24 protein-coding genes are annotated in these 22,856 nt (G+C 70.2%); 7 read left to right on the forward strand and 17 right to left on the reverse strand.

Going from position 1 to position 22,856, the window contains the following annotated elements; genetic code table 11:
• Positions 1-140 precede the first annotated feature (140 nt).
• Genes ACMTAK_RS49725 through ACMTAK_RS49760 form a run of 8 tightly spaced genes read right to left on the reverse strand, consistent with a single transcriptional unit; the run spans position 141 to position 8,813 of the window.
• The gene (locus ACMTAK_RS49725) at positions 141-938 is read right to left on the reverse strand and encodes an SDR family NAD(P)-dependent oxidoreductase (RefSeq protein WP_413813231.1); all 798 of its coding nucleotides are present in this window, start codon (positions 936-938) and stop codon (positions 141-143) included.
• Between the two features lie 8 nt (positions 939-946).
• Positions 947-2,440, reverse strand: a complete 1,494-nt coding sequence (locus tag ACMTAK_RS49730; RefSeq protein ID WP_413812314.1) for an aldehyde dehydrogenase family protein — start codon at positions 2,438-2,440, stop codon at positions 947-949.
• A 5-nt stretch (positions 2,441-2,445) separates the two neighbouring features.
• On the reverse strand, positions 2,446-3,318 hold the full coding sequence (locus tag ACMTAK_RS49735) for an ATP-binding cassette domain-containing protein (RefSeq protein WP_413812315.1): 873 nt from the start codon (positions 3,316-3,318) through the stop codon (positions 2,446-2,448).
• Positions 3,311-4,378 (reverse strand): ABC transporter ATP-binding protein, encoded by a 1,068-nt coding sequence (locus ACMTAK_RS49740; protein ID WP_413812316.1) that lies wholly within the window; start codon positions 4,376-4,378, stop codon positions 3,311-3,313. The genes ACMTAK_RS49735 and ACMTAK_RS49740 overlap by 8 nt, the downstream gene beginning before the upstream one ends.
• Complete coding sequence (locus ACMTAK_RS49745) at positions 4,375-5,253, reverse strand: ABC transporter permease (RefSeq protein WP_209468799.1); 879 nt, start codon at positions 5,251-5,253, stop codon at positions 4,375-4,377. Before ACMTAK_RS49745 ends, ACMTAK_RS49740 begins: the two co-directional genes overlap by 4 nt.
• Positions 5,250-6,200 (reverse strand): ABC transporter permease, encoded by a 951-nt coding sequence (locus ACMTAK_RS49750; protein ID WP_413812317.1) that lies wholly within the window; start codon positions 6,198-6,200, stop codon positions 5,250-5,252. Before ACMTAK_RS49750 ends, ACMTAK_RS49745 begins: the two co-directional genes overlap by 4 nt.
• A gap of 16 nt (positions 6,201-6,216) precedes the next feature.
• Positions 6,217-7,734: an ABC transporter substrate-binding protein gene (locus ACMTAK_RS49755; protein ID WP_413812318.1), complete on the reverse strand. Its 1,518-nt coding sequence runs from the start codon at positions 7,732-7,734 to the stop codon at positions 6,217-6,219.
• The gene (locus ACMTAK_RS49760; RefSeq protein WP_413812319.1) at positions 7,731-8,813 is read right to left on the reverse strand and encodes an isocitrate/isopropylmalate dehydrogenase family protein; all 1,083 of its coding nucleotides are present in this window, start codon (positions 8,811-8,813) and stop codon (positions 7,731-7,733) included. Before ACMTAK_RS49760 ends, ACMTAK_RS49755 begins: the two co-directional genes overlap by 4 nt.
• Before the next feature lie 153 nt (positions 8,814-8,966).
• Between ACMTAK_RS49760 and ACMTAK_RS49765 the strand changes: the two genes are divergently transcribed.
• Positions 8,967-10,427, forward strand: a complete 1,461-nt coding sequence (locus ACMTAK_RS49765; RefSeq protein ID WP_413812320.1) for an amidase — start codon at positions 8,967-8,969, stop codon at positions 10,425-10,427.
• The gene (locus ACMTAK_RS49770; protein WP_413812321.1) at positions 10,424-11,191 is read left to right on the forward strand and encodes a FadR/GntR family transcriptional regulator; all 768 of its coding nucleotides are present in this window, start codon (positions 10,424-10,426) and stop codon (positions 11,189-11,191) included. The genes ACMTAK_RS49765 and ACMTAK_RS49770 overlap by 4 nt, the downstream gene beginning before the upstream one ends.
• Positions 11,192-11,228: 37 nt before the next feature.
• Here the strand turns inward: ACMTAK_RS49770 and ACMTAK_RS49775 are convergent, their stop codons facing one another.
• From ACMTAK_RS49775 to ACMTAK_RS49785, 3 genes are all read right to left on the reverse strand, one after another.
• On the reverse strand, positions 11,229-11,489 hold the full coding sequence (locus tag ACMTAK_RS49775; protein ID WP_413812322.1) for a hypothetical protein: 261 nt from the start codon (positions 11,487-11,489) through the stop codon (positions 11,229-11,231).
• Positions 11,490-11,499: 10 nt separating this feature from the next.
• A complete protein-coding gene (locus ACMTAK_RS49780; RefSeq protein ID WP_413812323.1) occupies positions 11,500-11,634 on the reverse strand; it encodes a hypothetical protein in 135 nt (44 codons plus the stop codon).
• A gap of 214 nt (positions 11,635-11,848) precedes the next feature.
• A complete protein-coding gene (locus tag ACMTAK_RS49785; RefSeq protein ID WP_413812324.1) occupies positions 11,849-12,310 on the reverse strand; it encodes an Lrp/AsnC family transcriptional regulator in 462 nt (153 codons plus the stop codon).
• Positions 12,311-12,489: 179 nt separating this feature from the next.
• Here ACMTAK_RS49785 and ilvN point away from each other — a divergent pair, with 179 nt between their 5' ends.
• The 5 genes from ilvN to ACMTAK_RS49815 all read left to right on the forward strand — a co-directional run bounded on the left by ilvN (position 12,490) and on the right by ACMTAK_RS49815 (position 17,648).
• On the forward strand, positions 12,490-13,032 hold the full coding sequence (gene ilvN / locus ACMTAK_RS49790; protein ID WP_413812325.1) for an acetolactate synthase small subunit: 543 nt from the start codon (positions 12,490-12,492) through the stop codon (positions 13,030-13,032).
• Entirely contained in the window at positions 13,029-14,120 is a 1,092-nt protein-coding gene (locus ACMTAK_RS49795; RefSeq protein ID WP_413812326.1) for a thiamine pyrophosphate-dependent enzyme, read from the forward strand. Before ilvN ends, ACMTAK_RS49795 begins: the two co-directional genes overlap by 4 nt.
• Positions 14,117-15,142: an alpha-ketoacid dehydrogenase subunit beta gene (locus ACMTAK_RS49800; RefSeq protein ID WP_413812327.1), complete on the forward strand. Its 1,026-nt coding sequence runs from the start codon at positions 14,117-14,119 to the stop codon at positions 15,140-15,142. The genes ACMTAK_RS49795 and ACMTAK_RS49800 overlap by 4 nt, the downstream gene beginning before the upstream one ends.
• A gap of 29 nt (positions 15,143-15,171) precedes the next feature.
• Complete coding sequence (locus ACMTAK_RS49805; protein ID WP_413813232.1) at positions 15,172-16,488, forward strand: dihydrolipoamide acetyltransferase family protein; 1,317 nt, start codon at positions 15,172-15,174, stop codon at positions 16,486-16,488.
• A gap of 806 nt (positions 16,489-17,294) precedes the next feature.
• Positions 17,295-17,648: a hypothetical protein gene (locus tag ACMTAK_RS49815; RefSeq protein WP_413812328.1), complete on the forward strand. Its 354-nt coding sequence runs from the start codon at positions 17,295-17,297 to the stop codon at positions 17,646-17,648.
• 47 nt (positions 17,649-17,695) lie between these two features.
• Here ACMTAK_RS49815 and ACMTAK_RS49820 read toward each other — a convergent pair whose 3' ends face one another.
• Genes ACMTAK_RS49820 through ACMTAK_RS49845 form a run of 6 tightly spaced genes read right to left on the reverse strand, consistent with a single transcriptional unit; the run spans position 17,696 to position 22,805 of the window.
• A complete protein-coding gene (locus tag ACMTAK_RS49820) occupies positions 17,696-18,670 on the reverse strand; it encodes an aminoglycoside phosphotransferase family protein (RefSeq protein WP_413812329.1) in 975 nt (324 codons plus the stop codon).
• A 21-nt stretch (positions 18,671-18,691) separates the two neighbouring features.
• Positions 18,692-19,069 carry a cupin domain-containing protein gene (locus ACMTAK_RS49825; RefSeq protein WP_198274980.1) on the reverse strand — a complete coding sequence of 126 codons (378 nt, stop codon included), beginning with the start codon at positions 19,067-19,069 and terminating at the stop codon, positions 18,692-18,694.
• Between the two features lie 11 nt (positions 19,070-19,080).
• Entirely contained in the window at positions 19,081-19,608 is a 528-nt protein-coding gene (locus tag ACMTAK_RS49830) for a S26 family signal peptidase (RefSeq protein ID WP_413812330.1), read from the reverse strand.
• The gene (locus tag ACMTAK_RS49835; RefSeq protein WP_413812331.1) at positions 19,608-21,581 is read right to left on the reverse strand and encodes an ABC transporter ATP-binding protein; all 1,974 of its coding nucleotides are present in this window, start codon (positions 21,579-21,581) and stop codon (positions 19,608-19,610) included. Before ACMTAK_RS49835 ends, ACMTAK_RS49830 begins: the two co-directional genes overlap by 1 nt.
• Positions 21,578-22,078: a TlpA disulfide reductase family protein gene (locus tag ACMTAK_RS49840; RefSeq protein ID WP_413813233.1), complete on the reverse strand. Its 501-nt coding sequence runs from the start codon at positions 22,076-22,078 to the stop codon at positions 21,578-21,580. The genes ACMTAK_RS49835 and ACMTAK_RS49840 overlap by 4 nt, the downstream gene beginning before the upstream one ends.
• Positions 21,960-22,805 carry a MauE/DoxX family redox-associated membrane protein gene (locus tag ACMTAK_RS49845; RefSeq protein WP_413812332.1) on the reverse strand — a complete coding sequence of 282 codons (846 nt, stop codon included), beginning with the start codon at positions 22,803-22,805 and terminating at the stop codon, positions 21,960-21,962. The genes ACMTAK_RS49840 and ACMTAK_RS49845 overlap by 119 nt, the downstream gene beginning before the upstream one ends.
• Positions 22,806-22,856 lie beyond the last annotated feature (51 nt).

A 22,856-nucleotide genomic window follows, 5' to 3' on the forward strand; every position in this document is an offset into this window, starting at 1 on the left:
CGTCCGGGCGGCGTCGGAGTCCTCACCGCCGAACAGGTGCATAGGTCCGCGCACGCCGGTCACCCGCATGCCGAAGCGAAGCAAGCACGGGAGTTCACCCGGGCCCGCGGTCGCGCGGTACTGAGCCGCCGCACGTCCGGTCAGTTGGGCGGCGTGAAGCGTCCGTCGATCGCCGTCCAGCCTCCGTCCACGAAGAGCTGACTCCCCGTGACGAAGGAAGACGCGTCAGAGGCGAGGTAGACGACGGCGCCGGCCAACTCGTCGGCCCGGGACCAGCGGCCCAGGGCGCTCTTGCTGGCGTAGGCCTCCGACCACTCCGGCACCGCCCGGATCTGCGCGGTCAGCGGGGTGTCCACGACGCCCGGGGCGATGGTGTTCACCCGCACACCCGACGGGCCCAGCTCGGCCGCCGCGGTTCGCAGCAGCTGGACGAGGCCGGCCTTCGTGGCCGCGTACACCCCCTGGCCCGGCTCGACGGCCACCGCGCGGATCGAGCTGAAGCCGATGATGCTTCCTCCGCCGCGTTCGGCCATGCCACGGCCGAACGCCCGGACCAGGTCGAAGGACGCGCGCAGATTGAGCGCCACGACCCGCTCGAATTCCTCCGTCGTGTAGTCGAGCAGGGTCTTGCGCACGTTCGTGGCGGCGGTGAAGACGAGCACGTCGACAGGCCCGATCTCCTCGGCGGCCCGTGCGACCGCCTTGCCGTCGAGCACATCGAGGGTGTACGCGACAAGGCCGGGGCCCATCGACGCCGACTCCTGGGCCGCCGTCAGATCGCGGTCGGCGCACACCACCGTGGCGCCGTGTGCGGCGAGGGCCAGGGCGCTCTCGCGGCCGATTCCGCTGCCCGCGCCCACCACGACGGCCTTGCGGCCGTCGAGCCTGAACAGGCGGGAGTAAGCGTCCAGCGCATCGGTGTGGTCCTGTGCTTGCAAGGTGGTCCTCACGGCTTCTTTGTGGTCGGGCGAATCACTGCCATACGGGTGACGGTGAGCTCTTCGATGGCGAACCTCGGGCCCTCCCGTCCGGCCCCGGAGTCCTTCACACCGCCGTACGGCATGACATCGGACCGGAATCCGGGAACCTCGTTGATGACCACTCCGCCCACCTCCAGGCGGTCGAGAGCGGCGAACGCGGTGTCGAGGGCGCTGGTGTAGACGCTCGCGTGGAGTCCGTAGCGCGAGTCGTTGACCAGGTCGAGGGCGGTCTCCAGGTCGGGGACGGACCGTACCGCGACCACGGGGCCGAAGACCTCCTCGTCCCAGACGGCGAGGGCACGGTCCACGTCGACGAGCACGGTGGGCTGGATCACCCCGTCGGCGACCCCGCCTCCGGCCGCCAGGGACGCACCCGCCTCCACCGCCTGTTCCACCCACGCGCAGACGCGCTCGGTCGACCGCTTGTCGATGAGTGCCGAGACTCTCGTCGCCGGGTCGCGGGGATCGCCCACGGTCACCTGGACCACTCGTTCCGTCAGGCGGGCCACGAACTCCTCCCGCACCGAGTCCACCACGATGACCCGCTGCACGCTGATGCACGCCTGGCCGGACCCGTAGTACCCGCCGCGTACCACCGCGTCGGCGGCGGCGTCGAGATCGGCGTCGGCGGCCACCACCAAGGCGGCGTTGGAGCCGAGTTCGAGCAGGACCTTGGTGGGTGCCGCGTCCCGGGCGATCTGGTGGCCCACAGCGGCGGAACCGGTGAAGGAGACCGCCCCGATCCGGCGGTCGGTGGTCAGCGCGACGCCCACCTCGGGGCCGCCGGTCACCAGCTGGACGGCGGCCTGCGGCGCGCCGGCGGCGCGCAGTGCCTCGCGGAGGAGGTGCACCAGCCACAGGGTGGCCAGCGGGGTCTGCGGGGCGGGCTTGGCGATGACCGGGCAGCCGGCGGCCAGTGACGGCGCGACCTTGTGCGCGGCGAGCAGCAGCGGGTAGTTGAAGCCCGCGATGCCCACCACCACGCCGATCGGTTTGCGGGTCCAGAAGCCGAGCAGCCCCTCACCCGACGGCAGCAGGTCCAGCGGCACGGTTTCCCCGTGCAACCGGGCCACCTCCTCGGCCGACGTCAGCAGTGTCAGCAGGGTGCGGTCCACCTCGACCCGGCAGTCGACCAGCGGCTTTCCGGTCTCCAGGACCAGGAGCCGTTCGAACTCCGCGCGCCGGGAGGCGATGGCCTCGTGCGTGGCGAGCAGCGCCGCTCTGCGGGTGTGCGAGGGGAGTCGTCCGACCTGTTCGCGGATCGCGAGGGCGGCGTCCACCGCCTGCCGTGCGAGACCGGTGTCCCCGACGGGGGCACGGGCGACGAGCGTCCCGTCGTAGGGGAAGCGGACGTCCTCGGTGGCGGGTGCCTCGACCCAGTGGTCGCCGATGGGAAGACCTTCGGGGAACTCCCTCCCCACGGGCGATTCGCCGACGGCGGGTTTGACATGGGTGGTCACGGTCGCTACTCCCGGTTGAGGTCGGCCGCCGAAACTCCGGACAGTGCCCTGTCCAGGGTCGGAGCGGCGGCGATCAGCCTGCGTGTGTAGGAATGCTGTGGGTCCTCGTACACCTGCTCAGTGGACCCGGTCTCCACGATCTGCCCGGCGTGCATGACCGCGACCCGGTCGCACACATGGCGGACCACGGACAGATCGTGGGAGACGAAGACCAGCGTGAGGGACAGCTCGTCGACGAGGTCGGCGATGAGGTTGAGCACCTGGGCCCGTACGGACACGTCCAGGGCGCTCACCGGCTCGTCGGCCACGATGATCTTCGGACGGGGGGCGAGGGCGCGCGCGATCGAGATGCGCTGCCGCTGGCCACCGGAGAACTGGTGCGGATACCGGCTCGCCGCGTCGGCTCGCAGGCCGACGGCCTCGAGCAACTCGGCCACCCGCTCCTTGCGGTTCTGATGCCCCTGCGCGACGAGCGGCTCGGCCACGATGTCGCCGACGCGCATCCGCGGGTCCAGCGCACTCATCGGGTCCTGGAACACGAGTTGGAGCCGCTCGCGGACGAACCGCAGTTGTCTCTCCCGGAGCCCGGTGATGTCCCGGCCGTCGATCGCGACGCTACCGCTGGTGGGTTGGTCGAGTCCGGCGAGGATCCGCAGCAGGGTCGACTTGCCGCACCCCGACTCGCCGACGATGCCGAACCGTTGCCCCTGGGGGACGGCGAAGCTGACGCCGCGCAGGGCGTGCACCGGCGGGCTGGGGCGGCGCACCGAGGCACGGGGCCGCCGGTAGTCGCGTGTGACGTCGCGGACGCTGATGGCGTCCACCGGGCCGGTCTGCGGCCCGGGCGCGAGGGGAGCGCTGGTCGGCTGCTCAGCCACGGCCGGCCTCCTGGTTCGTAGGTATGGCGGTCCCGCGTGCCCCGCTCTCGGCTACCGGGTGGAAGCAGGCGTAGCCGGAGTCCGGTCCGGTCGGTATCCAGTCCGGCCGGGTGGCGCATGCCTCGGTCGCGTGAGCACACCTGTTTCTGAACACGCATCCGGCGGGGAACCGGCCCGCCGGCGGAACCGATCCGGGAATCGTGGCCAGCCGGCCGCGGTCGTCGACAGCGGTCAGGTCCGACGCGCCGATCAGACCCCGGGTGTAGCGGTGCCGGGGGCGCGTGAACACCTCCTGGACCGGCCCGGACTCGACCACCCGCCCGCCGTACATGACCATGACCCGCTCGCAGGCGGTGGCCACCACGGCCAAGTCGTGGGTGATGAAGAGCATGGCCGACCTGCGGTCCTGGACGCCCCGCACGATCAGGTCGAGCACCCGCGCCTGCACCGTGACGTCGAGCGCGGTGGTCGGTTCGTCGCAGACCAGGAGCGCGGGGTCGTTCGCGAGGGCGATGGCCAGAACCACTCGCTGCCGCTGGCCTCCGGAGAACTGGTGCGGATAGGCGTCCACGGCGGCCGCGGGATCGGGGAGCCCCACCTGCGCGAGCAGGTCCACGGCGGCGGCCCGGGCGGACGCGCGGTCGGGCCTGGTCCGGTGGACCAGCAGCACCTCGGCGATCTGCCGTCCGACCTTCATCGTGGGGTTCAGGGCGGTCATGGGCTCCTGGAAGACCATGGCGATCTCCTTGCCCCGCACCCGGGACATCCGCGTCTCATCGGCACCCACCAGGTCGTGGCCGACTCCGGCGAGCCGCACCGAACCCGTGGCCCGGAGCCCCTCGGGGAGCAGGCCCATGACGCTCAGCGCGGTCAGCGACTTGCCCGACCCCGACTCACCGATCAGGCCGACCCGTTCGCCGGCCCGGATGGTGAAGTCGACATCTTCGACGAGCTTGCGGCCGCCCACCGTGATGCCGAGGTTCCGAACGGTCAGTACATCATCGGGGCGGTCGGGGGAGCCCTGCCCGGAAGCCGGTGCCGTGTCAGGTGCCGGGGTCATCGGTGGTCCTCCAGCTTGGGGTCGAAACGGTCGCGAAGGCCGTCACCGAGCAGATTGAATCCGAGCACCACCACCGCGATCGCGATGCCCGGAAACACGGCGAGCCGGGGGGCGACCGACAGCATCTCCTGGCTCTCCTGCAGCATCCGGCCCCAGGACGGGGTGGGGGGCGGGGTTCCGAAGCCCAGGAAGGAGAGCGCGGCTTCGGCGAGTACGGCGATGGCGAAACCGACCGACGCCTGCACGATGACGAGACTGCTGACGTTGGGCAGGACGTGCCGCAGGCCGATCGAGAACGGCCCGCGGCCCGCCGCGCGCGCGGCGACGACGTATTCGGCCTTCATGACCTGCAGCGTGCCGCCGCGGATCAACCGGGCGTAATGGGGTATGGACGCGATGCCGATGGCGACCATCGCGACCAGTGTGCTGGCGCCGTACACGGCGGCGAACATGATGGCCAACAGGAGCGCCGGGAAGGCGAGAAGCAGGTCGTTGCCGCGCATCAGCAGCTCACCGAGCCAGCCGGGCGCCATTCCGGCGACGATACCGAGCGGCACTCCGACCACGGCGGCGACCCCCACCGCCACGAAGCCGACGAACAGCGTGGTGCGCGAGCCCATCAGGATCTGGCTGAAGACGTCGCGGCCGAATTTGTCCGTGCCGAACCAGTACTCCAGCGACGGCTTCTCCAGCCGCGCCGAGGGGTTCACCAGAGTCGGGTCGTGCGGGGTCCACACGAAGGACAGCAGCGCCAGGCCGAAGACGACCATGACGATGAAACCGCCTACCAAGAGGCTGCCCGTCATCGGGCGGCGCCGTCGGCGGTCGTCGGGCGCCGCGGACGCGACGGCCGCTTCCGTGTCCAGAACAGTCATGACGCGCCTCCCCTGAGCCGCGGGTCGATCATCAGATAGATGATGTCCACCAAGAAGTTCACGAGCAGCACCGCCATTGCGATGATCATGACCACGTCCTGCACCATGATGAGGTCCCGGTTGGAGACGCTGTCCAGCAGCAGACTCCCGAGCCCGGGGATGACGAAGACCCGTTCGATGACGACGGCGCCCACCAGCAGCGTGGCGAGCTGCAACGCCAGGACGGTGACCACGGGCACCGCCGCGTTCCGCAGGCCGTGCCGCACCAGCGCCTGCATCGGGCGAAGTCCCTTGGCGCGAGCGGTTCGCAGGTAGTCCTCCCGGAGGACATCGAGCACAGCGCTGCGGATATAGCGGGTGAGCACTGCCCCCTGCACCATTCCGAGGGACAGCACGGGCAGCACCAGCTGCTTGAGGAACAGGACCGGATCCTGCACCGGGGGTGTCCAGCCGTTCGCCGGAAGCCACCCGAGCCCCACCGCGAACACGGTGATCAGGAGGATGCCCGCGAGGAAGGCCGGGACGGCCACGCCGGCTTGGGACAGGGCCGAGAGAATGAGCCCGGAGGGCCTGCGGTGCCGGACGGCCATGAGGATGCCCATGGGGACCGCCAGGATGCAGGCGAGCACCATGCCGGCGCCGACGAGCCACAGGGTGACCTGGAGCCGGTCGGTGATCTGCGGGCCGATCTCCGTGTGGGAGATGTAGGAGGTGCCCGGGTCGAAGGTCACCAGCCCGTGTACCCAGCTGAGGTACTGGGTCACGAACGGCCGGTCGAGCCCGAACTGCTCGCGAAGTTGCGCCACCGCCGTATCCGACGCGCTGGTGCCGAGGGCGACGCGGGCCGGATCACCTGGCAGCACCGCCATGAACGCGAACACCAGCACGGAGCTCACGACAAGGCTGACCAGGAGGACCGCGATCCGCTGGACTAGACGGACGATCATCGGTTGAGGCCGCCTTTCATGACCGGCCCAGGCCGGTGAGATCCATTGACTCGGAGACGTAGTTCACCGGCAGGCCGGTGATGTCCTTGTCCGCCACTGTCAGCATCGGCAGCAGGAACAGCCAGTCGGCCGCGGCGTCCTTGGACAGAAGCCGGGCAGCCGCCCGCATGTAGGTGATCTGCTCCTTCTTGGTGCCCTGGTCCGCCTTCTTTATCAACGCGCGGAATTCAGGGCTGTCGTAGCCGGTGTAGTAGCCCTTGCCCCCGAACACCGTCTGCATGTCTCGGGGCTCCAAATGGCCGATGATGGACATGTCGTAGTCGGCGTTCTTGAACACGGTGCTCAGCCAGGCGGCGGGGAACTCCAGCTGGTCGAGCTTGACCTTGAAACCGGCCTGTTCGAGCTGGCTCTTGACCACGGTGCCGCACGCGATGGCATAGGGCAGCGTCGGAATGCGCAGCCGCAACGTACGGCCGGCTTCGCCGGACTCCTTGAGGAGCTTCTCGGCCTTGTCCCGGTCGTACGGATACTGGCTGGTGAGGTTCTGGTACCACGGGTCGGTCGGAGGGACCATGCTGCCGATGAGCTTGCCTCGGCCTCCCCAGCAGGTGTCCATCAGGGCTTTGTGGTCGATGGCGTGGCGGACTGCCTGACGGGCCTTTGGGTTCCGCATGGGGCCCGATTTGTTGTTGAGGGAGAGGACCACCTCGGCGTTGGTCGAGCCCTCGATGACCTTGTACTTCGGATTGTTCTGGAACTGGAACAGAGTATCCGGGGACTGCATATCGTTGATCACGTTGATGGTGCCTGTGAGCAGCGCGTTGTTCAGGGCCGTCGGATCCTTGAAGTACTTGAGGGTGACCGACTTGAAGTGCGGTTCGCGCCCCCAGTAGCCATCACGGCGGGCCAGCGTGATCGAGTCGCCGCGGTTCCACCTCTTCACCACATACGGGCCGGTGCCCACGGGCTCAGTGGCCAGCTTGCTCACGCCGGTCCGGCTGAACATCGCGCCGACGCGGGTGGTCATCCGGTACAGCCAGTCGTTGCTCGGCCTTTTCAGGGTGACCTTCAGTTCGGTGGGCGACACCGCCCGCGCCGTGTCGACGACGTCCATCTGGGTCTTCTGTGCCACCGTCCAGTCGGACGGGACGCGTTCGATGGAGAACTTGGCGTCCTCGGCCGTGAACCGTGCGCCATTGCTGAACGTGGCGTTCTTCACCAGATGGAACGTGTACGTCCTGCGGTCCTTGGACAGGCTCCACGACGTGGCCAGCTGGGGCCGTATCTTGCCGGACTGGTCCAGTTTCACCAGGTTCTGGTAGACGTTGTAGAGCAGTGCCTGCGGAATGGCGTTACCCGCGGTTTTGGTGAAGTCGAAGTTGGCCGGCTCGGCGGTCAGGCCGATGTTCAGGGAGTTCTTCCCCGCGCTGCCGCCGGTTGCCGTGGAACCGGCCGAGCAGGATGCCAGCAGCAGGCATGCGAGCGTGGCTGCGACCGCCCCGGTACCTCGCGTCGGTCGCCTGTGATGTTTCATACGTTCTGTTCCTGGCCTTCCATCGCGTGCAGAACGGCTGATGCCACGTCCGCCGTGGTGGCGTTTCCGCCGAGGTCGGCCGTGTGGTGCTTGGTATCTCGCAAGGCGGCCGCCACCGCGTCGCGGACGCGGCGGGCCGCGCCGGTGTGTCCGAGGTCGTCGAGCAGCATCGCGCCGGAGAGCATGCAGGCCACCGGATTCGCCATGCCCTTCCCGGCGATGTCGGGCGCGGAGCCGTGGACGGGTTCGTAGATGCCCGGCACATCCGCGCCCGGCAGGACGTTGGCGCTGGGCGCCATGCCCATACCGCCGGCCAGCACCGCGGCGAGATCGGAGAGGATGTCGCCGAACAGGTTGCTGGTGAGCAGTACGTCGAGGGACCGCGGAGCCTGGATCATGCGGGCGGCCATGGCGTCGACCAGCACGGTCTCCAGCTCGACCTGCGGGTACTGTTCGCCGGCCTCACGCACCACCCGGTCCCACAGGGGATAGCCGTACCGCATCGCGTTGGACTTGGTCACCAGGCACAGGCGCCCCGACCGGCGGCCGGCCAGGGCGAAGGCATGGTGCGCCGCCCGCTCGATGGCGCGACGGGAGTGCACGGCGACCTCGATGCCGAGATCGTGCCCGCTCCCGGCGTGCGCCACCCCACCGGCGCCGACGTACTCGCCCTCGGTGTTCTCGCGCACGATCACCAGGTCCACGCCATCGGTGTCGCGCACCTTGGTGGGAACGCCGGGGAAGGCGCGGACCGGGCGGAGGTTCACGGCGAGGTCGAGTTGCTGCCGCAGGCCGATGATCAGGCCCCAGATCAGTTCGTGCTCCGGCACATCGGGTCGCCCGACGGCGCCGAACAACACCGCGTCCGTCCGTTTGACGAGGTCGGACGCGTCGGCCGGCATCGCCGCGCCCTGCCGGAGGAACCGCTCACCTCCCCAGTCGAACGAGGTCACGTCGAGCCGGTGTCCGTCGGCCTCCAGCGCCACCCGGAGCGTGGGCACGGTCGCCGCGACGACCTCCGGGCCGATTCCGTCTCCTGGAATGACCGCGAGCCGTACGACTTTGGTGTCCCGCGTCATGGACGCCACCTTCCGTTATCACTGGCCTGACCAGTAAGCTCACTTGGCAGGTACCGTGACGACTGAAGCTGTACTTGTCAAGGGTTCCGAACACCCTCGGGCATCGCGAGGGGGCCACCGCCCAGCGGTAGCTGGGAGAGGAGGAGAGTGAGAGTGCGCACGGAACAGGACCTGGCCACCATGCCGGCCGTCGAGATGCTGGCCGGATTCGCCGACGGCACGTTGTCGCCGGTCCAGGTCCACGACGCCGTCCAATCGGTGATCGAGGCGCGTGAGAGCGTGCTCAACGCGTTCTGGGTGCGGGATCCGGACGAATCCCGCAAGGCGGCACTGGCCAGCGAGGCCCGATGGGCGGCGGGGGAGCCGCTCGGGCTCATCGACGGGGTGCCCGTGACGCTCAAGGAGAACGTCGCCCGCAGGGGCGTCCCGATGCCCTCGGGCAACGCGGGGACGGAACCGGTCGTCCCCGAGGCGGACGCGCCCATCACCGCGCGAGTCGCCGAATCCGGGGGAGTGATACTCGGATCGACCGTGATGCCGGACTGGGGCATGCTCTCCTCTGGCGTCTCCAGCCGGCACGGCATTACGCGCAGCCCCTGGAACCCCGGCTGGACGACGGGCGGTTCCAGTTCCGGCGCGGGTGCCGCGGCCGCCGGGGGATACGGTCCGCTGCACGTAGGCACCGACATCGGGGGATCGATCCGGCTGCCGGGCACCTGGCTGGGGCTCGCCACGCTCAAGCCGAGTTATGGGAGGATCCCGCTGGACACCCCGTACCTCGGGCGTGCCGCGGGCCCCATGACCCGCACCGTGGCGGACGCGGCCCTGTTCATGCGTGTCCTGAGCCGACCCGATCCCCGGGACTGGTCGAGCCTGCCGCCGCAGGACATCGACTGGTCGGCACTGGACGGCGACGTGCGCGGACTGCGAGTGGGAGTGCACCTGGACGCCGGCTGCGGGGAGCCGTGCGACGCCGAGATCCTCGCCGCGGTGAACCGCGCCGCCGCGGTCTTCGAGGCGGCGGGAGCCGTGGTGGAGCCGGTCGGGGAGTTCATGACCCAAGAGCTCCTGGACGACCTGGATCTGTTCTTGCGGGTGCGGTCCTGGAACGACTTCCGCGCCCTGGAGCCCGAGGCCCGGCTGCGCGTCCACCCCCACGTCATCCGGTGGTGTCAGGGGGGCGCCGATGTGCCGGGCACCAGGGTTCTCCAGTGCTACCAGCAGATCATGGGCATCCAGGCGCGGACCGTGGCGGCGACGCTCCCGTACGATCTGGTGCTCTCGCCGGTGGCGCCGGTGGCGGCCTTTCCCGCCGAGCGGCCGATGCCCTTCGCGGGGGACGAGAAGACCATGGCCCACATCGGCTTCACCGCGCCGTACAACATGTCGGGCCAGCCCGCCGCGACCGTCAACTGCGGCTTTACGGCGGACCGCCGTCCCATCGGGGTGCAGATCGCGGGCCGCCGTTTCGACGATCTCGGCGTCCTGAGGGCGGCGGCATGGTACGAACGGAACCGGCCTGCCGAGGCGGTCCCGCATTGGCCGGACGACGCCGATGGGGCGCTCACGGGGGAGAAGACGACATCGACCACGCCCGAAGGGGAGAAGCCTTGAGCGACGGGGCACAGTTCCGGCAGGTCTCGCCGGTACGGCTCTACCAGCGCATCGTCGAGCAGATCGAGCAGGCGATCGTGCGCGGTGACCTGAAGCCCGGTCAACGGCTGCCGAGCGAGCGGGAGTTGGTGACGCAGTTCGGGGCCAGCCGTCCCACGGTGCGCGAGGCGCTGCGCGTGCTGGAGAGCGACGGCCTCGTCCGATCCCGCCCGGGTGATCCGAACGGCCCGGAGATCCTGCCCTACTCGTCGGCCGGCCTGACCAAGCAGATGACCCGGCTCGTCCAGTTCGACAATGTGTCGATGGCCGAACTGATCTCATTCCGCATGATCCTCGACGGGTCGGCGAGCTCGCTGGCGGCCCGGCTGCGGTCCGAGGAGGAGCTGTCCGCCATGGAACGGACGATCGCCGTCATGTCGGAGGCGATCGAGGAGGGGTACGAGGAGTTCAGCAAGGCCGACGTGGCGTTCCACGAGGCGGTGGCCGTGGCCGGCCGCAACTCCCTCATCGAGGTCTGCAACCAGGTGGTCAGGGGCGCGGTCCTCGCGCTGATCTCGGACAAGGTCGCCCATGCGCACAACAGCGCGGCGCTCATGCGGGAGTCGCTCCGCCACCATCAGGAGGTGCTCGAGGCGATCCGGGCGGGGGACGGCCAGGCGGCGGCACGCATCTCGCGGCGCAAGCTCTACGAGTACTACGCCGGCTACGTCCCCGAGGACGAGCGGGGGCCGCTGCTCGCGCTCGTGGAGGACGAAGAGAGCTGACCCCGCCGCCGCCCGCCCGGCGCGGGAGCCGCTTCCCTCAGTGCGGCGAGTGGCCGCCGTCGACGGCGAGCCCTACCCGCTCGGCGAGCGCGTGGACGGACGCGCTGTCGGTGACGTCCACCGGCTCTTCCCTCGCGGCCGGAGCCCGGTCCCCCACCACCACGGCGGTGCCTCCCGCCCGCAGCCGCGCGACCACGGCGGCACCGAGTACGACGCCTACTCCGGCGCCCTCGACGGGGAGCAGCGGCACCGGCTGGCGTTGCTGCTCGAGCCGGACGTGCGGAACTCGCGCGACCACTGAGCCCACCTCACCCGGCCGTGGCCGAATGCGCCGGCCACGGTGCGGGGCGAGGCGGGACGACACGCTGCTGCACCGCGTCGGCCACGTCCAGGAGCCGGTCCCCGGCCCCCGGACGGCCCAGCACCTGCAACCCCACCGGCATGCCGGACACCGTCCCGCACGGCCGGTGTAATGGGCGAGGAAGGTGTAGGCGACCAGCTTGCGGCGGGCGACCTCGGGCAGGACGTCGGGCGGACCGCCCGCGCCCTCCGGTGCGATCACTCCCGTGGTGGGCGTCACCAGGAAGTCGACGCCGTCGAGCAGCGTGTCGAGGTGGTCCGCGGCGGCGTCCGCGCGGCCCGGCGACTCCGAGTACTTCAGGGCATGGGCGCTCCGCGCTGCCAGGAATCGATGACGATCAGCGTCTTCGTCTGGAGTACACCAACCCCTTTGCGACGTAGACGATTGACCACTTTCTGCAGGTCATCGACGTTGTCGACATGCAACCTGACGAGCGCGTCCACATCGCCGGTGAGCGTCAGTACCTCGTCGACCTCCGGCAGCGTCGACGCGAACTCCACGATGTCGTGGATATCGGTGTCGCCCGTGAAGCGCAGCTCGGTGACCGCCTGAAGGCCCTGACCCAGCTTGGCCTGATCCGTGGTGATCGTGTAGCCGGTGATGATTCCCGACTCCTCCAGACGTGCGATGCGCCGGCGGACCGGCGCCGGGGAGAGCTTCACCAGGCGCGCGATGTCCCGAACGGTGCGGCGCCCGTCGGCTCGCAGCAACTCCAGGATCTGCAGATCGACCGAGTCGAGATGTACGGGTGCCGACATGCCGAAAGTGTAAGCAGCTCTTCCCGCAACGCTCACTCCGGACCAGGGCGGACTGCTCAAGAGGAGCGTGTTCCGCATCGCTGTGCACACTTTCGTTGTGCACGGACCGGGCCCCTGAAACGGTGTCCCGCATGTCAGCGTCGACACAGCCGGCAACCCACGTTGCCCCCTCCGAAACCGTGCGGCCAGGTAGCCACCAGGCCGGTGCCGTACTGCGACTCGATGTCCTCGCCACACCCCTGGCGGTCGCCCGGATCGCCTCGATCCTGGCCCACCGCCAGTTCGACGTCGTCACCATGGACATCGCCGCGCCCGTCGACGGGATGCGGCGGATCACCATCGAAGTGGACACGGCGGACGACATCCGATTGCAGCAACTCGTCAAGTTCCTGAACCGCTCATCCGACGTCGTCAAGGTCATCCGCCTCTCCGACGACATGTCGCACAACCGGCGCGGGGCATTCGTCACGGTCGCCTTCCCCGAAGGCCGGCTCGCCGAAGCCGTCGCCATCGCCCGGGCGTTCTCCGCCGAGATCGTGGAAGCCGACCGGACCCGCTGCACCGTCTTCACCGCGGCGGAGCCCGCCCGTGTCGATGACCTCGTCAAGGCGCTCTCCGGCTTCACCATCCGGGAGCTCGTGATGGCGGCGCCGCTGCGGATCGCGCGTCCGCTCCGGAAGCGCACCGCCGTGGACCGTGGCCACACCTGGGGGCAGCGATGAGTACGGACTCGGCACCTGTGGCGGCCCGCGCCGACGACGTCCTGCGGTTGGTCGATCCCGCCGGGACGCTGGACGAACGGGCGGCCGCGGGCATGCTCGACGTGACCGGTGAACTGGTACGCGGGCTGTACCGCGACATGGTGCTCGGGCGCCGATTCGACCAGGAGGCGTACTCCCTGCAACGCCAGGGTGAGCTCGGACTCTGGCTGATGTCCCTCGGACAGGAAGCGGCCCAGGCCGGGTCGATCCGCGCTCTTCGGGCGGACGACCGGGTCTTCCCGTCCTACCGCGAACACGTGGCGGCCCTGTGCCGCGGTATCTCACCGGCGGAACTGCTGTCGCAGTGGCGTGGCGCGAGCCACGGCTCATGGGACCCCGAGCGATATCACTTCCACATCTACAGCCTTGTGCTGGCGACGCAGACACTGCACGCGGTCGGCTATGCGATGGGCGTTCGGTACGACGCCGCCGACAGTGTCGTGCTCACCTACTTCGGTGACGGCGCGTCCAGTCAGGGGGACGCCAGCGAGGCGCTCAACTGGGCGGCGGTGACATCGGCACCCATCGTGTTCTTCTGCCAGAACAACGGATGGGCGATCTCGACACCCGCGAGCAAGCAGTACGCCGGCCCGCTGAGCGAACGTGCGAAGGGATTCGGACTCGACGCGGTGTCCGTGGACGGCAACGACGTACTGGCCGTCCACGCCGCCACGCGAGCCATGGTCGAGCGGGTCCGGGCGGGCGGAGCACCCGGACTCATCGAAGCGCACACCTATCGGATGTCCGGACACAGCACGTCGGACGATCCCAAGCGCTATCGCGACCACGCCGAGCTCGCCCGGTGGGAGGCACACGACCCGGTGGAGCGCGTGCGCCTTCTGCTCACGGCGCGCGGCTGGGCCGACGAGGACTACTTCGCCACGGTCGCGTCCGATGCCGAGGAGCTCGCGGCGACGACGCGCGGGGAGTGCCGTGCGCTTCCCGAGCCGTCCCTGAGCGACACCTTCCGCAACACCTTGTGTGAGGAGACCGAGGCCCTGCGACGCGAACGCGAGGGTTTCGAGACGTATCTGGAGTCCTTCCTGTGACCACGACGGCCACTACGACCACTACGACCACTACGACCACGATCGCCACGACGACCACGCTCGGACGCGCGCTGAACGAGGGCCTGCGGCAGGCGATGCGCGACGACGAGCGGGTGGTCCTGCTCGGCGAGGACATCGCCTCCCTGGGCGGGGTGTTCCGGGTGACCGATGGCCTCGCCGCCGAGTTCGGCGACCGTGTCGTGGACACTCCGCTGGCCGAATCGGGAATCGTCGGGACGGCGATCGGTCTGGCCCTGCGCGGGTACCGACCGGTGTGCGAGATCCAGTTCGACGGTTTCGTCTACCCCGCCTTCGACCAGATCGTCAGCCAACTGGCGAAGATGCGGGCCCGCTCCCGCGGGCTGCTGCGGCTTCCGGTCACCATCCGGATCCCGGTGGGTGGCGGGATCGGCGCGGTCGAGCACCACAGCGAGTCGAATGAGGCGTACTTCTGCCACACGGCCGGCCTGCGCGTCGTGGCATGCGGCCACCCCCAGGACGCGCACGACATGCTCCGCGCCGCGATCGCGTGTGACGATCCCGTCATCTTCTACGAGCCGAAGCGCCGCTACTGGGACCGGGCCGAGGTCGACCTCGGCCGCCCCGTGGACGGCGGCACGCTGGGGCGCGCCCGGATCCTGCGCGAGGGCACCGACGCCACCGTGGTCGCGTACGGGCCCGCGGTCGCGGTCGCGCTGGGCGTGGCCGAGGTCGCCGCCACCGAAGGCCGTTCGCTGGAAGTCCTGGACCTCCGCTCGCTGTCGCCGCTGGACACCACCGAACTGTGCCGCTCGGTGTCGAAGACGGGACGCGTCGTGGTCGTCCACGAGGCACCCGTCAACGTCGGCCTGGGCGCGGAAATCGCCGCGACGGTCATGGAGCACTGCTTCTACGACCTCGAGGCCCCCGTGGAACGCGTCGGTGGCTACAACATCCCCTATCCGCCGGCCCGAGCGGAAGGTGACTACCTGCCCGATCTCGACCGAGTTCTCGACGCCGTCGACCGGGTGTGTGCCCCGTGAACTGCCCGGCGAACCTCCCGGAGGACGCGATGCTCGTCACCAAGCACTTCCATCTCCCCGATGTCGGGGAGGGTCTCACCGAAGCCGAGATCCTCGAGTGGCGCGTGGCACCCGGTGACCGGGTCGGCGTCAACGACATCATCGTGGGGATCGAGACGGCGAAGGCGGCGGTGGAACTGCCCAGCCCCTACGCCGGGACCGTCACCGAGATCCTCTGTGCCGCCGGCGAGGCGGTGGCCGTCGGCGCGCCGATCATCGCGTTCCAGGTCGAGGACGACACCGCCCCGCGGACGGGACCCGAACCCGACGCCACACTCCAAGAGCCCGCCGCTCCGCCCGCCCCGGACGGTGCCCGGGACGAGCAGCCGTCCGCCCCCGCCCGCGAGCCCGTCCTGGTCGGCTATGGGCCGGCCCACGCCCGGACGGCGCGCCGCCCGCGCAAGAGCAGGCCCGCGCCACCGGCCGTCACACCGTCCAACGGGAAATCCCTCGCCGCCCCGCCGGTGCGCAAGCTCGCCCGCGACCTCGGAGTCGACCTGACCCTGGTGACTGCCACGGGCGCGTCGGGACGCATCACCCGCGAGGATGTCCACCGCCTCGCCGAGCAGCGGGCAACCCCGTCGAACGCCCCGGACCCCACCCGTGCCGACGTGGTGCGCACACCGATTCGCGGAGTGCGCAAACACACCGCGGAGGCCATGGTCAAGAGCGCTTTCACCGCTCCGCATGTCACGGAATGGGTCACCGTCGACGTGACGCGGTCCCTCAAACTGCTGAAGCGGGCACGCGCCGACAAGGCGTTCGACGGGGTGCGCCTGACACCGCTGTGTCTCGTCCTCAGGGCAGCGCTGACCGCCATCTCGCGGCATCCCGCGATCAACGCGAAGTGGGACGCCGAGGCCGGTGAGATCGTCCAGTACTCGGACGTCAATCTCGGCATCGCCGCGGCGACACCGCGGGGGCTCATCGTCCCCAACATCGCCGCGGCCCAGCGACTCTCCCTGCGTGAGATCGCCCTGGCGCTCACCGACCTCGTCGAGCAGGCCCGCGCCGGCAAGACGCCACCCGAGCGGATGAGAAACGGGACGTTCACGATCACCAACATCGGTGTCTTCGGCATCGACGGCGGAACACCGATCCTCAACCCCGGCGAGGCGGCGATCCTCTGCTTCGGCCAGGTGCGGCGAACGCCGTGGGAGCACAAGGGACGCATACGGCTGCGCGACACCACGACCCTCGCCCTGTCGTTCGACCACCGTCTCGTCGACGGTGAACTCGGTTCGCTCGTCCTGCGCGACACCGCCCGCTTCCTCGAGCGGCCGGACCTGATGGTTCTTCACCGCTGATCAGCCGTCCAGGACGTGAGGACGCGCAGGGCATCGTACGAAGCGCTGCCGGTCTCGTCGGTGAGGACCATGAGGCGCTGCCCCGAGCCGTCGGGGCTGCTCCAAGCGTGTGTAGTAACCGACGCTGATGGCCGCGAGCTGGGCGACCTCCCGGGCAGAAACGTGCCCTTCTTCCGGCGCGTGGCCCGCGCCCGGCGAGCGAGTCGAACACATAGATGCTGATGGCGTCGGCGCCACTCACGGCCAGGGCTGCGTCCGGCGCTTCGCGGATCCGGGCGGCCTCGCCGACGAGCCGCTCCCACTGCTCGGCGAGCTCGCGGTAGCGCTCACCCGCGACCGTCAGCCCGGTCCCCTTCGCTCCCCGTGCCCGGAGGACAAGACGCCGCCCCAGGCGCTTTTCCAGCCGTTCCAGCCGGTAGCTCACGGTTTGATCACGCTGTTCATCGTGTTCAACCTGGCCGAGGCGGCCGGCGCCGCACCGGCCTGTACATCGCGGCGGGCATCGGAACGGCCGGGCTCGCCGTCTCGTGGCGCATGGCGCCGGAAACCCGCCGGCTCAGCCTCGCCCAGCCGAGCGGGGCCGAGGAGCGGGGTCACGGACCGCGGCGGCCGGCCGACACCACGCGACCGGGCCGGCCGGCCCAATAGCCCCTCTGACACCACGCACCACAACGAGCAAGGAGACTCATGCCATCCCTCCCTTCCTCCTCCTTCGCCCATGTGGTGGTCGTCGGCGCCGGCATCCGGCCTGGCGGCGGCCGCGCCACGAGCTCGGCGAGACCCTGGCGGTCCGCTGGGGCGGAACGGTGCAGCTCGCACCCGGTCACGGCGCGGAACACGACCTTCTCCGCAGCGACCTGCGCCGACGGCTGACCTGGGGCAGCCCCTCCCGTGCCATCACCGCCACCGGGGCCAGGGAACTGCTCCGCTGTACCACAACGTCCACAGCGTCACCACGAACGCGGGTAACACCCGTGTACGCCCAGTACCAGCGCGCCGGGGCGAGCAGGCGAACCCTGAGCAACACCAAGGGCTGTCACACCCACACCGACTTCAACCGCAGCTTCAGCAACGCCCAGACCATCAAGTACCGCGTCTGCGTGAAGGTCGCCCTCGAACCCGACAACTGCAGCGCCTGGAAATGGGACACCACAGGCTGACCACCGCGGCGACCGGACGGGCCCGCCCCGCCCGGTCGTCGGTATGCCTACGGCTGAGCACCGCACAGCCAGCGCAGTGAGGCGAGACCCAATGCGGTCATCATGGCCACGATGTTGGGATCGGCGCCGGGCCCCGCCGAGGCAGCGGTCCGCAGGAGGAAACCGGCGTGCAGGGCGAGCACCTCGTTGATCCGGGCGGGGTCGAGATCGCGGGTCAGCGGGTGGTTCTCGGCGATCGGCCGCGGGTCCACGCCGCTGAGGGAGGCGCTCGACACCAGGGTGACCACGTCACAGTGGCGGGGGCCGATCCAGGCGTGCGGCCAGTCGACGACGAAGACACGGTCCCCGGTCAGCATGATGTTGAACGGGTACAGGTCTCCGTGCAGGAGAGTGGCGCCATCCAGCGAAGCGTTCACTTCCAGGGCGAGGAGTTGGTCGAAATGGCGGGCCGCCCACGGCGACAGCTCCTCGACCCTGCCCCTGACCGCGGCGTCGTCCGCCATCGCCGACCACCCTCCGAGGCGCGGTTTGCCCAAGATGTCCTCGTTCACCGGCGATGGTGTCAGGACCTCCGCCATATCGGTGACCGCCGCGAGCACTCTGTCGAGTTCCTCCCGCCGCCACGGCTGGGCGGGCAGATGTCCTTCGATCTCCTCGAAGGCCAGCACGACCCAGGTGCCGTCGTCGTACGCGTCGAGCAGCCGCGGCGCCGGCACCTCCCTGGGAAGCCGCTCGGACACGGCGATCTCCCGGCGGTGGAAGTCCGCCACCGCCGGTGCCACCAGTGAGCTGGCCGCCTTGATGAAGGCACGCTTGCCGTTCTCCAGACGCACTCGTGCGGCGAGACCTTCGGAAAACCCGCCCCGCTGGCTGACGGCATGGGCCACCGGGCTGCCGAGCAGCTGCCCGATCCGAGCCGTCGCCCCGCGCGGCATCGCCGCCCAGTCCATCCTTCGGCTGCCTGTGGCCTCGGGCAGGCCCAGGCTCGCCGAAACGGCTCTGTCGTCGGGATCACGTGTCATGGTCGGCTCCGAGGTCGCGCTTCACCGTTCTCCGCTCTCCGCCACCGCGTAACCGGGCACGGACGGCCATCGGACGGTCAGCACCACCGACTCTTCCTCCGCGAACCATGAATGGTCGACTCCGTGCCCCCACACGACGTAATCACCCTGCTCTTCCAGAAGAACGTCGCGGCCGGGGAGTTCCACGCGGAAACGGCCGCTGATGAGAACCAGGAGAGCCGTGCGTTCCTCGCCCCTCACCCACTCCGCTCGTTCGTCGCCACGAGGGTGGACGCCCCATTTGATCTCCACGGCCTCGCTGTGGCGCGGATCGCCGGCGTCCTTGAAGTGTCCGAGGAGCCACCCTCGGTCCAGTGCCGCATCCTTGCCCGCATTGCCCACATAAACGCTGTCGCTCACGGTGTCGGACGCTAGCAGCTCCTCGTGTGCGCCCTCGTGCGGTGTCTCGGTCCCCCGGCGCCCCCATCGTACGTCGGCCGGGGGCGGGGCCGGAGGACGGTGCCCAGGACGTGTGTCGTGGCGAAGTAGCCCGCCTCGCGGGAGTCGTAGCTGTTGTGGGTGTTGTCGCCCAGGAGGACCAGTGCCCCGGGCGGGACGGAGCCACCGGCGGCGTACGGCTCCGGGAGTGCTCCCGGGGGCGGCCGGTCGCCCGCCACCGCGGCCACACGCTTGATCATCCACTCTTGTGCCGTACCGACGGCCGCTCCCGCCTGGCTCGGGGTGGGTGAGGAGCGCCCGCCGTCCTCCTGTCGCACGACGACCACGTGCCCGACCGCGCACCGTCCGCCGCGCCGCACAACGACTCGCTCCCCGTCGCGGTACGTGGGTTCCATGCTCCCGCCCCGTACGGTCACGACCACGAGTGTCCGCCGCAGCACCGTTCCCGTGACGAGAGCCGCGCCCACCGCCATCCCCAGTCCCAGTGCCAGCAGACCCATCACACGGCCTCTTCCGGCGCTACCGGAGACTCCTCGGCGGAGAGCTGATAGCCACCGGCCTGGAGGGTGAAGAGCCGCGCGTACTCGCCGCCCGCCGCCATCAGCAGGGTGTGGTCCCCCCGCTCGGCGACCCGCCCGTCCTTGAGTACGACGATGATGTCCGCCTCCCGCAGCGCGCTGAGCCGGTGCGAGATCAGCAGGCTGGTACGGGTGCTCCGCTCGCTTCGCAGGGACGCGTGGATCTCGTGTTCCGCCTCCGCGTCGAGCCCGGCCGAGGGCTCGTCGAGGATCATCAGTTCGCGGCGGGTACACGCATCGCGCAGGAACGCCCTCGCCAGCGCCAGCCGCTGCCATTGGCCGCCGGAGAGGACCACGCCCGTCTCCGGGTTGCCCTTGTCCTCCTCCGTGAAGAACATCCGGGTCAGCAGGGTGTCGTAGCCACGGGGGAGCGCGGCCAACTGGCGGTCGATTCCGGCCCGTTGGGCGGCCTGACGCATCCGCTGGCGCGATCGGTCCCGATCCGCCAGCACGGTGAGGTCGCCGAGCGCGATGTTCTCCGCCGCCGTCATGTCGTACTGCATATAGTCCTGGAACACCGCGCCCACGCGCTCCCGCAACCGCGCCGGATCGACCTCGCGGATGTCCACGCCGTCCCACAGGATCGCGCCGTGCGTCGGGTCGTAGAACCGGCAGAGCAGCTTCACCAGAGTGGACTTGCCCGCCCCGTTGAGCCCGACGAGGGCCAGCGCACGGCCCTGCGGAATGTACAGGTCGACTCCGCGCAGCACCCACGGGAGATCGGGAGAGTAGCGGAACCAGACGTCCCGGAGCTCGATTCCATGGCGCAGTGCCGGCAACGGGCGGGGCCGGTCCGCGACCGGGAGGTCCGAGGTGGCCTGCGTCACCGCCGTGTAGTGGTCGAACATCAGCAGCGTCTGCTGGCCCTGCGCGGCGTCGCCGGCCAACGAGGTCAGCGCCCCCTGCACACCGGCGATCGCGGCCACGAACATGGTCACATCGCCCACCGACAGCGCCCCGCCGCGCGCCGCGAGGACCGCCCAGAGCAGTCCACCGCCGGAGACCAGCGCCGCCAGTCCGCCCAGCCCCGTCTGTACGGCGATTTCTCGCCGGTCCATGGCCCGCTTCGCGGCGTTGGCCGTACGCCGTTCCGTCAGCATCCGCTCGCGCAGAAACGGGCCGATGCCGAAGAGCCGGACCTCCTTGGCCGCCTCCACACTCGACAGCAGATCCGCGTAGAAGAACTCCCGCCGCTCGACCGGCCCGACCTCCCACAGCATCCGCGCCCGCCGCCGGGCCAGTGCCACTTCCGACCACAGCACGGGCACCCCCGCCACCAGCAGAATCCCGGCCATCACGGGGCTGACGAGGAAGAGCGAACCGAGGAAGCCACCGATGGTCGCCCCGGCGCGCACGACGCCCAGAATGCTCTCCGCGACATGAGTGGCCGTCTCGTGGCCCGCCTGCTGGGCCAGCCGCAGGCGGTCCAGGAAGTGCGGGTTCTCGAACTTCCCCAGCCCGACGAACCCGTCGACGGCGGCGAACAGCCGGTCCTGCATCTCCAGCCCCACCCGGCGGTCCAGCTCCGCTCGCGCGTATCGCATGGCCTGCGAGGCCACCACCGCCGTCACACCGAGGCAGGCCATCGCCGTACCGGGCCACAGCAGCGTGCTCGGGGCACCGCTCGCCAGATCGTCCAGGACCAGCTTCATCAGCCAGGCCGTCACCACCGGCAACGCGCTCACCAGCAGCGACAGTCCTATGTGGAGCAGCAGGGTGCCGGGGGCGGCGCGGGCGGTGACCGCGCAGACGGCGGCGAGCCGCCGCAGCGCGATCATGGCGCGTCCCGAGCCCCCGGAGGCGCGCCCCGAGTGTCCGGAAGGGGCGTCGGAAGGGACACGGTCGGGGTCCGCCGCCGACTCCTCGTGGCCGCCTCGCCCGCGCACGGTGCTCACACCGGAAGCGTCGGCCGGGACAGGTCCACCGCGTCGTCGGTGACCACGACATTCCCCTCGGCGTCCGGCGCGACCATGAGCACCGTGGGAAATGCCATGATCTCGAATGCCGCGCCCATGGGCTCCTCGTTGCGGGTCTGGGTCACGACCTTCGCCACCGATCGCAGTTCGGCGACCATGGGCGCGGCCAGGTCCTCATCGCCCACCACGGCGGCCAGCACCCGATCGCGTCCGCCGGGCATCGTGCGGGCGTACTCCATGAACTTCGGCAGCTGCTCCTTGCACGGTCCGCAGGTCGGCGTGAAGAAGCCCACCAAGGTGGCCCCGGTCATCATGGCGCGGCCCAACGGCTCGCCGTCCACGGTATGGGTGGCGAACTCACCCACCGGCTCGCCGAGTTCGATCGCCGAGCGTGGCCGGTCGACTGCCCTCGCCGCCAGCAGCTCGCCGTGCTCCCGCAGGCGCTTGATCACGCCCAGGGTGAGGATCAGGTCCAGCGAACACAGTGCCCCCACGAGCACCACGGCGCTGATCAGGACTGGCATGGTTCCTCCCGGATATCCCGGATGTTCCGGATCGCCTTCGGATGGTGTGTGCGCGCGTCGAATCGGGCATCTGCCGGGCCCTGGACGGACCGAAAAGCCCGGCCAGGTCGTCGAGTACGGTCACCAGGACACCCGCGACGAGCCCGGCCACCGCCGCCACGAGCGCTCCCGCCGCCGTCGCCGGTGCCGGGTCCGCCAGTGTCATCAGGCCGGCCGCCGCCGCGACGGCGGTCAGCACCACATTGCGCAGGAGGTGGCGGCGACCGAGCGGGGCCGCCGAGGCCCCGAAGCAGCGGCAGGCGGCGCCCGTTCCCCGCCGTATCGTGCGGGCTATCGCCGCCCCGAAAACGCTCAACAGCCCCGCCGCGAGGGCCAATCCGGCCACGGTGACGCCGTCGGACTCCACGATGAGCAGGGCACAGACCGCGCCCTCCGCGGCGACCACGGCCCCCGCCGCGGGTCCGACCAGCCGCGGTGGCACCACTCCCATGGCGGGCAGCGACTCCACGAAGGCCGTGAACCTGCCCCGCCCCGCAGACTTGCTCAGGAAGGCGATCAGGAAGACCACGCCGATCATGGCCCGGACCGCGATCACCAGATACTGCACGGCAACCCTTTCGATCGAGATAGGGGTGCGGGCTGGGCGTGAAGGCGGCCCCCGAATGCCCCCGTTGGCCACTCGGGGGCCGCCTGCCCGCTGTCGTTCAGCGGTGCGCCGCGTACGCCGTCG

The organism is Streptomyces lacaronensis (assembly GCF_047337785.1).
Lineage (GTDB): Bacteria > Actinomycetota > Actinomycetes > Streptomycetales > Streptomycetaceae > Streptomyces > Streptomyces lycopersici.